We start from the raw sequence: 13,363 nt of genomic DNA, 5'->3' as shown, positions 1-13,363 counted from the left end.
ACCGACCGTGCCCCATTGTCGGCGACCCGCTCCGTTCGCCGCGCTCACTCCACGGTCACCGACTTGGCGAGGTTACGCGGCTGGTCCACCTCGTTGCCCCGGGCCGTCGCCAGCTCGCACGCGAAGACCTGCAGCGGCACGGTCGCCACCAGCGGCTGGAGCAGCGTCGGGGTGGCCGGGATGCGGATGAGGTGGTCGGCGTAGGGGACCACCGCCTCGTCGCCCTCCTCGGCGATCACGATGGTCCGCGCCCCGCGCGCCCGGATCTCCTGGATGTTCGACACGATCTTGTCGTGCAGCACCGAGCGCCCGCGCGGCGACGGTACGACGACCACCACCGGCAGATCCTTCTCGATCAGCGCGATCGGCCCGTGCTTGAGCTCGCCCGCCGCGAAGCCCTCAGCGTGCATGTACGCCAGCTCCTTGAGCTTCAGCGCGCCCTCCAGCGCCACCGGGTAGCCGACGTGCCGCCCCAGGAACAGCACCGTGTTCTTGTCGGCCAGGGAGCGCGCGAGCTCCCGTACCGGCTCCATCGTCTCCAGTACGGTGTCCACCGCCGCGGCGATGTCCGACAGCTCCCGGATGACCGCCCGGATCTCGTCGCCCCACTTCGTGCCCCGGACCTGCCCGAGGTACAGGGCGACCAGGTAGCAGGCCACCAGCTGGGTCAGGAACGCCTTGGTCGAGGCGACGGCCACCTCGGGTCCCGCGTGCGTGTAGAGCACGGCGTCCGACTCGCGCGGGATCGTCGATCCGTTCGTATTGCAGATGGCCAGCACCTTGGCGCCCTGCTCGCGCGCGTGGCGCAGCGCCATGAGGGTGTCCATGGTCTCGCCGGACTGCGAGATCGCGATCACCAGCGTCCGCTGGTCCAGGATCGGGTCCCGGTAGCGGAACTCGCTGGCCAGCTCCGTCTCGCACGGGATGCGGGTCCAGTGCTCGATGGCCAGCTTCGCGATCATGCCCGCGTGGTACGCCGTACCGCACGCCACGATCACGACCTTGTCGACCTCGCGCAGCACCGAGTCGGGGATGCGCACCTCGTCGAGGGTCAGCAGGCCGCTCGCGTCGATCCTGCCCAGGAGGGTGTCGGCGACGGCCTTCGGCTGCTCGGCGATCTCCTTGAGCATGAAGTAGTCGTAGCCCCCCTTCTCGGCGGCCGAGGCGTCCCAGTCCACGTGGTACGCCCGTACGGTCGCGGGCGAACCGTCGAAGTTGGTCACCGTGACACCGTCGCGGCGGAGCTCGACGACCTGGTCCTGCCCCAGCTCGATCGCGGACCGGGTGTGGGCGATGAAGGCGGCCACGTCCGAGGCGAGGAAGTTCTCGTCCTCCCCGACGCCCACCACCAGCGGCGAATTGCGGCGCGCGCCGACCACCACGTCCGGGTCGTCGGCGTGGACCGCCACCAGCGTGAAGGCGCCCTCCAGCAGCCGGCACACCTGCCGCATCGCCTCCGAGAGGTCACCGGTGGAGGAGAACCGCTCCGCCAGCAGGTGCGCCACGACCTCGGTGTCCGTCTCGGACTCCAGCCGGTGCCCGCGCTCGGCGAGCTCGGCGCGCAGCGCGGCGAAGTTCTCGATGATGCCGTTGTGCACGACGGCCACGCGCCCCGCGTTGTCGAGGTGCGGGTGGGCGTTGACGTCGGTGGGCCCGCCATGGGTGGCCCACCGGGTGTGTCCGATCCCCGTGGAACCGGCGGGGAGGGGGTGCCCGACCAGTTCCTTCTCCAGATTGACCAGCTTGCCGGCCTTCTTGACGGCGGTGAGTCCCCCGTCGGCGAGCACGGCGACACCCGCCGAGTCGTAGCCGCGGTACTCCAGCCGCTTGAGTCCGGCAATGACCACATCGAGCGCCGACTGCGCTCCCACGTAACCCACGATTCCGCACATAAGCCGCAGGGTACGCCGTAGTTGGCTTCCTGCCCGGTACCTGAACAAGACGAAAAACCCGCCCCGGCGCATGTGCCGGGGCGGGTTCGACGCGTGTTCGAGCGGAGCGTCAGGCGAGCTTCTTCACCTGCGCCGCGACGACGGCCGTCGGCTGCTCGGCGGTGCCGGCGAGGCTCAGGGCCGAGAAGGTGGCGAGGGTGTTGCCCTTGCGCACGACCACGAGCTGCGTCGAGATCGACTCGCCGTCCAGGTCGGCGTCGATGGTGTAGGCGAGCGCCTCGTCCCCCGCGGTGACCGGGGCCCCGGGGCTGACCTTCGTGATCTTGCCGGACTCGCCCGCCTGGCTGGCCGTGTAGCCACCAGCGCACGCCGTGCCGGCGCTCTTCAGCCCGGCGAAGGCCTCGGCGGCGCCCTTGCCGTCGTACGACTGCAGGGTGACGGCGGTGGCGGTCGCGCCGAGGGCGTCCATGCCGGCCTTCAGCTTCTCCTCCGCGCTCGCGCCCGCCGCCGGCTCCTTGCCCTTCGCGACGGCCTTGACCCGCGCGGTGCCGGTGGAGGTGCCCAGCGCGGACATGGACTGCGCCTTCACCAGCGGGAGGCACGCGGGCTTGTCGCTGGTGGACCCGTCGCCGGCCTTGGCCTCCTCCGGCGTGGCGGCCTTGAGGACGTGGTCGGGCAGGTCCGCCTGGACCAGGAGCAGGCCGCCGAGCTCGGCGTCCGTCTTGCCCTTGGCCGCCGGGGCCGCGGCGGAAGCCGGGGCGGACGCCTTGGTGTCATCCTTCGCGTCCGACGTGTCGGAGCCGCACGCGGTGGCGAGCAGCGCCAGCGACAGGGCCGAGGCGGACAGGACGGTACGGCGGACGAGAGCGGTGCGCATGATGCGGTTCCCCCACGGAATACGACTACGGGACATGGGCAGCGGGCCGCGGCGCCCCGAAGGGGACGCCGTCACGAGCTGCGGTGATCAACACCGTACGGGAACGCACGTCCGGCGTCCCCCTCAATTCGCGCGCCCCGCGCATCGTGACGGCGATGAGACCCCAGAGCCCTCCGATCGAGACCGCACCCGGTACGACCCGTACGACCCGTACGTCCCGGGCCATGGGGTCCGCCCCCACGTGACCGACCACACCACCCACAACGGCCCGCTAGCCCCGACAATGGCCCTGTGATCACTTCGCCGCCACGAAGCACGCCGGACAGCGCAATGGAGCGCCCCGACGGATCGGAGCACCCCGCGCACCCCGCGAACGCCCCGCACCCCACACGCCGCCGGGGCCACGAGGCCTCCCCCTACGTAGACCTCACCCGCGCCGAGTGGAGCGCCCTGCGCGAGCGGACCCCGCTCCCGCTGACGGCCGACGAGGTCGAGCGGCTGCGCGGGCTCGGCGACGTCATCGACCTCGACGAGGTCCGGGACGTCTACCTGCCGCTCTCCCGGCTGCTGAACCTGTACGTCGGCGCCACCAGCAACCTCCGCGGCACCCTGAACACCTTCCTCGGCGACGCCGGCAACGGCCACGGCGCCCAGCAGGGCACCCCCTTCGTCATAGGGGTCGCCGGCTCGGTCGCGGTCGGCAAGTCCACCGTGGCCCGCCTCCTCCAGGCCCTGCTGGCCCGCTGGCCGGAGCACCCGCGCGTGGAACTGGTCACCACCGACGGCTTCCTCTACCCGATGAAGGAGCTCCAGCGGCGCGGGCTGACCGCCCGCAAGGGCTTCCCCGAGTCGTACGACCGCCGCGCGCTGACCCGCTTCGTCGCCGATATCAAGGCCGGCAAGGACGAGGTCACGGCCCCCGTCTACTCCCACCTGATCTACGACATCGTGCCCGGCGAGCAGCTCGTCGTGCGCCGCCCGGACATCCTGATCGTCGAGGGGCTCAACGTCCTCCAGCCGGCCCTGCCCGGCAAGGACGGCCGCACCCGGGTGGGCCTCGCCGACTACTTCGACTTCAGCGTGTACGTGGACGCCCGCCCCGAGGACATCGAGCGCTGGTACCTCAACCGCTTCCGCAAGCTGCGCGAGACGGCGTTCCAGAACCCCTTCTCCTACTTCCGCAAGTACACCCAGGTCTCCGAGGAGGAGGCGCTGGAGTACGCGCAGACGATGTGGCGGACGATCAACAAGCCCAACCTCCTGGAGAACGTGGCCCCCACCCGCGGCCGCGCCACCCTCGTCGTCCGCAAGGGCCCCGACCACAAGGTGCAAAAGCTCAGCCTCCGCAAGCTCTAGTGCCGCAACCGGGAAGGCCACGGCACCAGCACCAGGACCACGAGTAGGACTACTGTGCGGCCATGCTGCACGTACGGATGATCATCCCGGCCGACCGGACGGACGCCGTGGTCCGCATCGTCGAGGAGACGGTCGGCACCACCCACCTGGTGGTGCTGCCCGGCGCGGCCCGCATCCCCCCGGGCGACATCGTCACGTGTGACGTGGCGCGCGAGGCGGGCGACGAGCTCCTCCACGCGCTCCGGGAGCTCGGCATCGACCGGGACGGCTCGATCGCGGTCGGCGCCATCGACCTCTCCCTGTCGGTGCGCGCCGAGCGGGCCGAGGAGGAGGCACCCGGAGAGGGCGCCGACGCCGTCCTGTGGGAGCAGCTGAGCGGGGCGACCCACGAGGAGTCCACGCTCACCATCACCTACAGCGCCTTCATGATCATCGCTACGATGATCGCGGCCTGCGGCGTGGTCCTCGACAACGCCGTCCTGATCGTGGGCGCGATGGCCGTGGGCCCGGAGTTCGGCCCGCTCGCGGGCGTGTGCACCGGCCTGGTGCAGCGGGCCCCCCGGCTGGCCGCGCGGTCCCTGCTCGCCCTGATCGTCGGCTTCGCGGCCGCGATGGCCGCCACCACCGTCTTCAGCCTGGTGATGGACGCCCTCGACCTGTTCGACCAGGGGATGCTGGACGATCCGCGCCCGAGCACCAGCTTCATCTGGCAGCCGGACCCGTTCTCCTTCGTCGTGGCGCTGCTCGCCGGCGCGGCCGGAGTGCTCTCCCTGACCTCGGCGAAGTCCGGTGCGCTGGTCGGCGTCGCGATCTCGGTGACCACGGTCCCGGCCGCCGCCAACGCCGCCGTGGCCCTGAGCTACGGGGACCTCGCGCAGATGTGGGGTTCGGCGGAGCAGCTGCTCCTGAACCTGTTCGGGATCGTGCTGGCCGGCGTACTGACCCTGCTCGCTCAAAAGCTCCTCTGGCGCACCCAGCGCGGCCGCTGGAACCGCAGGCCGGCGCCGCCCAAGGCCTGAAGCCCGGGAGGCTCCGGGTAAGCGGACGGCCCCGCCGTACGAAGCTTCGAGACTTCGTACGGCGGGGCCGTCCGCCAGGTCCGCGGGTTCTAGCCCAGCGCGGACTTCACCACGTCCGCCAGGCGCCCCGCGACCGCGCGGGCCTGCTCGATGTCGGCGGCTTCCACCATCACCCGAACGAGCGGCTCCGTGCCCGAGGAACGCAGCAGTACGCGCCCGGTCGTGCCCAGCTCCCGCTCCGCGTCGGCGACGGCGGCGGCCAGCTCGGCCGAGGTCGTGACGCGGGACTTGTCCACGTCGGGGACGTTGACCAGGACCTGCGGCAGCCGGTCCATGACGCCGGCCAGCTCCGCGAGCGACTTGCCGGTGGCCGCGAGGCGCGCGCCCAGCATCAGGCCGGTCAGGGTGCCGTCGCCGGTGGTGGCGTGGTCGAGGATGATCACGTGGCCGGACTGCTCGCCGCCCAGCGCGTACCCGTGCTCCTTCATCGACTCCAGGACGTACCGGTCGCCGACCCCGGTCTGCACGACGTGGATGCCCTCGGACTCCATGGCCAGCTTGAAGCCCAGGTTGGACATCACGGTGGCGACCACGGTGTCCTCGCGCAGGTGCCCGGACTCGCGCATGGCCAGGGCCAGCACCGCGAGGATCTGGTCGCCGTCGATCTCTTCCCCGTTCGCGTCCACCGCGAGGCAGCGGTCCGCGTCCCCGTCGTGCGCGATGCCGAGGTCGGCCCCGTGCTCGACGACGGCCTGCTTGAGCAGGCCGAGGTGGGTGGAGCCGCAGCCGTCGTTGATGTTCAGGCCGTCGGGCTCGGCGCCGATGGTGATGATCTCCGCGCCGGCCCGGGCGAAGGCCTCGGGCGAGACGAAGGCGGCCGCGCCGTGCGCCTCGTCCAGGACGACCTTGAGGCCGTCGAGGCGGTTGGGCAGGACACCCATGAGGTGGGCGACGTACTTGTCGAAGCCCTGGTCGTAGTCGGAGACGCGGCCGACGCCGGCACCCGTCGGCCGTGCCCAGGGCGCGCCCGTGCGGTGGTCCTCGTAGACCGACTCGATCCGGTCCTCCAGCTCGTCGGCGAGCTTGTGGCCGCCGCGCGCGAAGAACTTGATCCCGTTGTCCGGCATCGCGTTGTGGCTGGCCGAGAGCATGACACCGAGGTCGGCGCCCAGCGCACCGGTGAGATACGCCACCGCCGGGGTGGGCAGCACACCGACGCGCAGGACGTCCACGCCCGCGCTCGCGAGGCCCGCGACGACTGCGGCCTCCAGGAATTCGCCCGAGGCCCGGGGGTCCCGGCCGACGACGGCGGTGGCCCGATGGCCCGCAAAGGTCCCGGCCTCGGCCAGTACGTGTGCGGCCGCCACGGAGAGGCCGAGCGCGAGCTCGGCCGTCAGATCCGCGTTGGCGACGCCCCGTACGCCGTCCGTCCCGAAGAGTCGTCCCACTGTTGTCCTCCCGAGTTCGCACTTCGCTGTGAGCAGCTGTGCCGATTATTTGCCGCTTTTGGCGGGAAACGAACCGCCCCGGCAGCACACAGAGTGCTGCCGGGGCGGTGTCGTGCTGAACAGCTGGCGCAGATTAACGCTTGCTGTACTGCGGAGCCTTACGGGCCTTCTTGAGACCGGCCTTCTTGCGCTCGACCGCACGGTCGTCGCGGGAGAGGAAGCCGGCCTTCTTCAGCGCCGGGCGGTTGTTGTCCACGTCCGCCTCGTTCAGCGCACGGGCCACGCCGAGGCGCAGGGCGCCGGCCTGGCCGGACACGCCGCCACCCGAGATGCGGGCGATGACGTCGTAGCGGTTGTCGAGCTCGAGCAGCTTGAACGGCTCGTTGACTTCCTGCTGGTGCACCTTGTTGGGGAAGTAGTCCTCAAGGGTGCGACCGTTGATCTTCCACTTGCCGGTGCCCGGAACGATCCGGACGCGGGCGATGGCGTTCTTGCGACGGCCCAGGCCGGCGGCCGGCTGGGGGTCGCCGAAGCGACCGGCAAGGGACTCGGAGGTGTAGTCGCCCTCGACTACGGCCTCGGACTCGGTGGTGTACTCCTCGACGTTGCCCTCGAACTCTTCGACGGGGGTCGTCTCGGCGGTGGTCTCGGCCACGATGCTCCTCAGAATTTTCTACGTCTTAGGGGGTGGCCGGAACTACTGCGCGACCTGGGTGATCTCGAACGGCACCGGCTGCTGGGCAGCGTGGGGGTGCGTGTCGCCCGAGTAGACCTTCAGCTTCGAGAGCATCTGACGGCCCAGGGTGTTCTTGGGGAGCATGCCCTTGATGGCCTTCTCGACGGCCTTCTCCGGGTTGTTCGCGAGGAGGTCGTCGTAACGCACCGAGCGGAGACCACCCGGGTAACCAGAGTGGCGGTACGCCATCTTCTGGGTCGCCTTGTTGCCGGACAGGTGAACCTTGTCGGCGTTGACGATGATGACGTGGTCGCCCATGTCCATGTGGGGGGCGTAAGTCGGCTTGTGCTTGCCGCGCAGGAGGGCAGCGGCCTGGGTCGCCAGACGGCCGAGGACAACGTCCTGGGCGTCGATGACGAGCCACTGGCGCGAGATGTCGCCGGGCTTGGGGCTGAACGTACGCACGCGTATGCCTTCGCTTCTTCAGTGGTGGGTCATCCCCGGGGGGTGAGCCCGAAGGGACGGGTCCTGACATGGGTCACCACGGACGATCACGACAGCCCTGGTTCACATCGGGGACGCAACCCGTGTGTACCGCTGGTCATCGGCCCGGTGGACCGGCGTAAGGCCAATTCACGTGAGAATGAGCAAGCCAATACGCATAACGAACCAGCAGGATACCCGTGAAGACCTGGAAGGGTCAAAACGCGGTCCGCGAAGCCGTCTCTACCGGCTTCGCGGTGCACTCCGGATCGGTCCTGGGTGGGGACCCCGCAGTTCGTACGACTTCCAGCGTAACCCGGATCGGCCGCAGCGAACGCCGCGCGAGCAGTCCGGCGAGCGAGCACAGGGTCACCATGTCCCGGAACGCCCGCCTCTTGTGCTCGAACTCCGAGGGCCACGGGATGCCCGCCGCCTGGGGCACCAGGGCCAGCCAGAACCAGGGCGAGCGCGGCATCGAACCCGCCCGCACCCCCGAAGCCAGCAGCAGCGGGAGCACCACCAGCAGGTAGTGGTCGAAGGACGGCCGCGAGACCAGGAATGCGGCGAGCATCACCATGCAGGCCGTCTCCACCAGCCGCAGCTCGCCCCCGTCGCCGTCCAGGGCGACCGGACGGCGCCAGCGCCGCCACACCGCCCACAGCCCGCACCCGGCCCCCGCGAAGGACAGCAGCACCGCCAGCGGCTCCGGCACCCCCAGCCTCGGCAGCGCCGCGATCGGCGAGGCGTCCCACGGCAGCGCGTAGGAGTCCTGGCCCTGCAGCAGGAACGGCAGCGTCTTGGTGAAGAACAGCATCGGGTGCGGCATCATCAGCGCCCCCGCCAGCGACAGCCCGACCGGCACGCCCACCGCCACGGCCAGCCCCCGCCACTGGCGCGCCAGCACGAAGAGCAGCCCGATCGGCACCAGCATCGGCTTGCACGCGATGGCCAGGCCCACCACCAGCCCGGCGGCCCCCCAGGACCGCCGGTGCGCCAGCAGCAGCGCCACCGGCAGGGCGGCGACCGAGATCGCGGTCCAGTTCCCGATCAGCACGAGGTTGACGTACGGCTTGTAGGCCAGCGCGAACAGCCCGAAACCGCCGACCGCCAGCCGCGAGCGCACCGGCACCGAGAACAGCCGCAGCGCCGCCCACCAGCCCAGGCCCACCAGCCCGGTCATCCCCAGCGGCAGCACGCAGCGCAGCAGGGGCGTCGGCAGCAGCGCCTCGGGAATGGCCATGATCACGGCACTGGGCAGGTAGAGGAACCGCTTGTCCTCGTACGGGGACACCCCCGCGAGCAGGGCGTCCGCCGCCTTGACGACGAAGGCGTTGTCGGAGCCCCAGTTCACCCGCAGGCTCGCCGAAACCGCCACGGACAGCAGGATCACCAGTGCCACGGCCCGCCAGGACCGGGGTGCGGGCCGCAACAGCCACTCCACCCCGCGGTCCCAGGAGGACGGGCTGTCCCACTTCATGACCCAGACACTAGGCCGCAGCCCCACAACCAGTCCCCTCGACCAAGCCGGGGGGCGGTCTCCCCCTAGCGCTTGCGCTCGACCCTACGTTCGTCCCAGACGGGCTCCGTAGTCTCCCGCACGACACCGTCCGAACCGAAGACCAGATAACGGTCAAATGTGCGGGCGAACCACCGGTCGTGGGTGACGCACAACACAGTGCCGTCGTACGCCTCCAGCCCGTCCTGCAGGGCCTCCGCGGACTCCAGGTCCAGGTTGTCCGTCGGCTCGTCCAGGAGCAGCGCCGTCGTTCCCGCCAGCTCCAGCAGCAGGATCTGGAACCGCGCCTGCTGGCCTCCCGAGAGCTTCTCGAACGGCTGGTCCGCCTGCCGCTCCAGCTCGTAGCGGCGCAGGGCGCCCATCGCCGCGCCGAGCGGCTTCGCCGCCTCCGTCCACAGGATGTCGACGAGCGTGCGGCCGAACAGCTCGGGGTGGGCGTGGGTCTGCGCGAAGTGGCCGGGGACCACCCGGGCGCCGAGCTTCCACGTACCCGTGTGCTTGACGTCCTCGCCCGCCATCAGGCGCAGGAAGTGCGATTTGCCGGAACCGTTCGAGCCGAGGACCGCGACCCGCTCCCCGTAGAAGACCTCCAGCGAGAACGGCTTCATCAGCCCGGTCAGCTCGAGGTTCTCGACGGTGAGCGCGCGCACGCCCGTACGCCCGCCCTTGAGCCGCATCCGGATGTCCTGCTCGCGCGGCGGCTCCGGCGGCGGCCCGGCCTCCTCGAACTTCTGGAAGCGGGTCTGCATCGCCCGGTAGCGCGAGGCCATGTCGGGGCTGCTCGCCGCTTGGTTCCGCAGCCGCAGCACCAGGGCCCGCAGCCGGGCGTGCTCCTCGTCCCAGCGCCGCTTGAGCTCCTCGAAGCGCGCGAAGCGCTCCTTGCGGGCGTCGTGGTACGTGGCGAAGCCGGCTCCGTGCACCCACACGTCCGTGCCCATGGGGCCCGGCTCCAGGCTGATGATCTTCTGGGCGGCCTGGGTCAGCAGCTCCCGGTCGTGCGAGATGAACAGCACCGTCTTGCGGGTGGCCTTCAGCTGCTCCTCCAGCCACCGCTTGCCGGGGACGTCGAGGTAGTTGTCCGGCTCATCGAGCAGCAGCACCTCGTCCGGCCCGCGCAGCAGCGCCTCCAGGACCAGCCGCTTCTGCTCACCGCCCGACAGCGTGCGCACCTCGCGGAACTGCGCCGAGTCGTACGGGATCCCCAGCGCGGCCATGGTGCAGACGTCCCAGAGCGTCTCCGCCTCGTAGCCCTGTACGTCGGCCCAGTCGCTGAGCGCCTGCGCGTACGCCATCTGGGCGGCCTCGTCGTCCACCGTCAGGATCAGCTGCTCGGCCCGGTCCACCGCCTCGGCGGCCTCCCGGATCCGCGGCTGGGCCACCGAGACCAGCAGGTCCCGTACGGTCGTCTCGTCGCGGACCGAGCCCACGAACTGCGACATCACTCCGAGGCCCCCGGAGACGGTGACCCCGCCGCCGTGCGGCTGGAGGTCACCGGAGATCAGCTTCAGCAGGGTCGTCTTGCCGGCCCCGTTCGCCCCCACGAGGGCGACGACCGACCCCTCCCCCACCCGGAAGGAGACGTCGGGGAGCAGAACCCGCCCGTCGGGAAGGTAGTACTCCAGGTGGCTGGCTTCGAGATGTCCCATGCGGGCATTCAACAGCCCCGCACGGGACACACCCAAACGGATTGCCCGTGTCAGGCGACCCGGCGCTTTCGAGCCATGATCCACAGAGCACCGCCGAGCCCGACCGCCACAGCCCCGGCACCGCCGACGGCGAGTGCGCTCGTACCGGTGCGGGCGAGCCCGCCGCCGCTGCCGCCCCGGGCGACGACGCCCGGGGTCGCGGTCGCCGTCACGGTCACCGTCGCGCTCGCGGACGGCGTCGGCGGGGCCGGCGTACCGGCGGCGGAGGACGACGGGGTCGCCGGGGGCTCGCCCTTGCCCGAAGGGGTCACGGACGGCCCCGGGGTCACGGTCCCGCCGCTCCCGGAGCCGGTCACCTTGAGGACGAGCTTGGCGGAGTTGTTCGCCGGGGTGTCGTCGAACGTCCCGAGCCGCATGTGGTGCGGCAGCGGTCGCGTGCTCCACTTCACCTCACCGACGAGCTCGCCCTTGGCCACGCCCTCGTCGATCTTCACCTTCAGCTTGCCCCGGCCGCCCGTGTTCGCCGGGACCTGCCAGCCCGAGGGGCCGCCGCAGGCGTACCAGACCAGGCCCTTCCCGCCGCCCTCGGACGTCTCGTCGTGGGCGGTGCACCCGTCGGCCATCGTCACGCCCTTGGGCAGCAGGACCTCGACGGTCGCGACCGTGCTGAAGTCCCAGGGCTCCGTGATCGTCGCCGGGCCGTCGTTGCGCCAGCCGAATTCCAGCGGGACCGTACTGCCCGGGGCGCCCTCGCCCGTGGCGCCCGTGACGCTGAAGTCCGCGCGGTTGCCCACCGCGGAGACCGTGTCCTCGCCGTGCTCGCCCGCCGCGGCGCTGAAGGCGTCGGTCCGGGTGACGGTGAGCTCGGGGCCGCTTCCGGGCGTGTACTTCGCTTCCTTGTGCAGCTTCTCGCGGATCGCGGGGGTGTCGGGGAACGCGGACGCCGCGAAGAAGTCGACGAAGGCCGTCGGCAGCGTGGTCAGCGTCAGCTTCTTGTCGAACGCGTACGAGGCACCCGCCTCGAAGTTCCCCTTGAACGAGCAGATCGTGTACTTGGCGAAGTAGCCCGCCCCGCCGTCGACGTACTCGCAGTTGGAGAACTTCTCGTCGTACGCGAGACCCGGTCCCTGCTTGAGCACCACGAGCGCGCCGTCGGCCGCCCGCCCGCTCGCGTTGGTGAAACCGAACTGCAGGCTCTGCTTCTCCCCGGCCTTCGTCTGCTTCTTGATGTCCTTGTGGCCGTGGAACCCGAAGTCGTTCTCACGCGGGAGAGGGGCGTCGGCCTGGGCCGGCACCGCCATTCCAATGAGGACCAGGGCCCCCGCCCCCAGCACACCGGCGGTACGGCGCACAGCGGCACCGACATCGAACTTCTTCACAGACCATCCCTGCCGTCGATCCCCGAGGGAGGGCCTCAGGCCCTCCCTCACACAGACCGACGAACGGCGCCATGGTTGCGGCCCTCATGATCACGAAACGGCAACGCGGCCGGTCAGCAGCAGCCCGCTCCGGGGAGGGTGCGAAGGTTGCGCGCCTCCTTGCTGCGCGCGGCGAGGAGCTCGTCGGCCGGGTAGCCGACCTCCTCCAGCGTCAGCCCGTGCGGCTTGACCACGTGCACCGAGGAATCCCGTACGGCGGCCCCGAGCACCTTCCCGGGCCAGTCGGTCGGCCGGTGGCCGTCTCCGACGTGCAGCAGGGCGCCCACGAGCGAGCGGACCATGTTGTGGCAGAAGGCGTCGGCCCGGACGGTGGCGGTGACGATCCCGTCCTCGCCCCGCTCCCAGGAGAGCTGCTGGAGCGTACGGATCGTCGTGGCCCCTTCGCGCTTCTTGCAGTACGCGGCGAAGTCGTGCTCCCCGACCAGCGCGGCGGCGGCCTCGTTCATGGCGTCCACGTCGAGGGGCCACTGGTGCCACAGCACGTGGCCGCGGCGCAGCGGGTCCACCCCGGCCTGGTGGTCGCCGACGCGGTAGGCGTAGCGGCGCCAGATCGCCGAGAACCGCGCGTTGAAGCCGGCCGGGGCCTCGGCGGCCTTCCACACCCGTACGTCGTGCGGCAGCCGGCCGGCGAGCCGGCGCAGCAGCTTGTCCTGGTGCTCGGCCCACACCTCGTCGCGCACGTCGAACTGCGCGACCTGCCCGCGCGCGTGCACGCCCGCGTCGGTGCGCCCGGCCACGGTCAGCTCGACCGGGTCCGGAAGCCTCATGACGGTCCGCAGGGCCGACTCCAGCTCGCCCTGGACGGTCCGCAGCACCCGCTGCTTCGCCCAGCCGGAGAAGTCCTTGCCGTCGTAGCTCAGGTCCAGCCTGACCCGGACGTGTCCGGGCTCCACCTCGTCACTCACGTGACAGATCCTTTCAGACATGCCGAAATGCAGAACGGGCCCGCCCCCGGAAGGGGCGGGCCCGTTCAGAGCCGATCAAGCGGGCTCGATCCCGAAGCGGGACCGG

At 71.0% G+C, this 13,363-nt stretch carries 11 protein-coding genes; 2 read left to right on the top strand and 9 right to left on the bottom strand.

The window, feature by feature from the left end; genetic code table 11:
* Positions 1-44: 44 nt before the first annotated feature.
* Positions 45-1,892, bottom strand: coding sequence for a glutamine--fructose-6-phosphate transaminase (isomerizing) (glmS, locus tag J7E97_RS07030; RefSeq protein ID WP_215023480.1), 1,848 nt, complete (start codon positions 1,890-1,892; stop codon positions 45-47).
* Positions 1,893-2,001: 109 nt separating this feature from the next.
* Positions 2,002-2,769: a hypothetical protein gene (locus tag J7E97_RS07025; protein WP_215023478.1), complete on the bottom strand. Its 768-nt coding sequence runs from the start codon at positions 2,767-2,769 to the stop codon at positions 2,002-2,004.
* A 330-nt stretch (positions 2,770-3,099) separates the two neighbouring features.
* On the opposite strand from J7E97_RS07025, the gene coaA reads away from it, so the two are divergent.
* Both coaA and J7E97_RS07015 read left to right on the top strand, forming a co-directional pair.
* Entirely contained in the window at positions 3,100-4,125 is a 1,026-nt protein-coding gene (gene coaA / locus J7E97_RS07020; protein WP_251053989.1) for a type I pantothenate kinase, read from the top strand.
* Between the two features lie 62 nt (positions 4,126-4,187).
* Entirely contained in the window at positions 4,188-5,144 is a 957-nt protein-coding gene (locus J7E97_RS07015) for a DUF389 domain-containing protein (protein ID WP_215023474.1), read from the top strand.
* A gap of 89 nt (positions 5,145-5,233) precedes the next feature.
* On the opposite strand, the gene glmM is transcribed toward J7E97_RS07015, so the two are convergent.
* The 7 genes from glmM to truA all read right to left on the bottom strand — a co-directional run bounded on the left by glmM (position 5,234) and on the right by truA (position 13,257).
* Positions 5,234-6,592: a phosphoglucosamine mutase gene (glmM, locus tag J7E97_RS07010; protein WP_215023472.1), complete on the bottom strand. Its 1,359-nt coding sequence runs from the start codon at positions 6,590-6,592 to the stop codon at positions 5,234-5,236.
* A gap of 133 nt (positions 6,593-6,725) precedes the next feature.
* On the bottom strand, positions 6,726-7,247 hold the full coding sequence (gene rpsI / locus J7E97_RS07005; protein ID WP_215023470.1) for a 30S ribosomal protein S9: 522 nt from the start codon (positions 7,245-7,247) through the stop codon (positions 6,726-6,728).
* A 42-nt stretch (positions 7,248-7,289) separates the two neighbouring features.
* Positions 7,290-7,733 carry a 50S ribosomal protein L13 gene (rplM, locus tag J7E97_RS07000; RefSeq protein ID WP_215023468.1) on the bottom strand — a complete coding sequence of 148 codons (444 nt, stop codon included), beginning with the start codon at positions 7,731-7,733 and terminating at the stop codon, positions 7,290-7,292.
* A gap of 235 nt (positions 7,734-7,968) precedes the next feature.
* On the bottom strand, positions 7,969-9,228 hold the full coding sequence (locus tag J7E97_RS06995; RefSeq protein WP_215023466.1) for a glycosyltransferase family 87 protein: 1,260 nt from the start codon (positions 9,226-9,228) through the stop codon (positions 7,969-7,971).
* A 65-nt stretch (positions 9,229-9,293) separates the two neighbouring features.
* On the bottom strand, positions 9,294-10,913 hold the full coding sequence (locus J7E97_RS06990; RefSeq protein ID WP_215023464.1) for an ABC-F family ATP-binding cassette domain-containing protein: 1,620 nt from the start codon (positions 10,911-10,913) through the stop codon (positions 9,294-9,296).
* A 50-nt stretch (positions 10,914-10,963) separates the two neighbouring features.
* Entirely contained in the window at positions 10,964-12,292 is a 1,329-nt protein-coding gene (locus J7E97_RS06985; RefSeq protein ID WP_215023462.1) for a hypothetical protein, read from the bottom strand.
* A gap of 113 nt (positions 12,293-12,405) precedes the next feature.
* On the bottom strand, positions 12,406-13,257 hold the full coding sequence (truA, locus tag J7E97_RS06980; RefSeq protein ID WP_215023460.1) for a tRNA pseudouridine(38-40) synthase TruA: 852 nt from the start codon (positions 13,255-13,257) through the stop codon (positions 12,406-12,408).
* Positions 13,258-13,363: the final 106 nt, after the last annotated feature.

The sequence above is a fragment of the Streptomyces sp. ISL-66 genome (assembly GCF_018614135.1).
Taxonomy (GTDB): Bacteria; Actinomycetota; Actinomycetes; order Streptomycetales; family Streptomycetaceae; genus Streptomyces.
This window is presented reverse-complemented; position numbering and strand designations above follow the sequence as displayed.

Coding starts and splice junctions, on each gene's coding strand:
- glmS (WP_215023480.1), bottom strand. CDS start 1,892: ATGTGCGGAATCGTGGGTTACGTGGGAGCGCAGTCGGCGCTCGATGTG.
- J7E97_RS07025 (WP_215023478.1), bottom strand. CDS start 2,769: ATGCGCACCGCTCTCGTCCGCCGTACCGTCCTGTCCGCCTCGGCCCTG.
- coaA (WP_251053989.1), top strand. CDS start 3,100: ATGGAGCGCCCCGACGGATCGGAGCACCCCGCGCACCCCGCGAACGCC.
- J7E97_RS07015 (WP_215023474.1), top strand. CDS start 4,188: ATGCTGCACGTACGGATGATCATCCCGGCCGACCGGACGGACGCCGTG.
- J7E97_RS06995 (WP_215023466.1), bottom strand. CDS start 9,228: ATGAAGTGGGACAGCCCGTCCTCCTGGGACCGCGGGGTGGAGTGGCTG.
- J7E97_RS06990 (WP_215023464.1), bottom strand. CDS start 10,913: ATGGGACATCTCGAAGCCAGCCACCTGGAGTACTACCTTCCCGACGGG.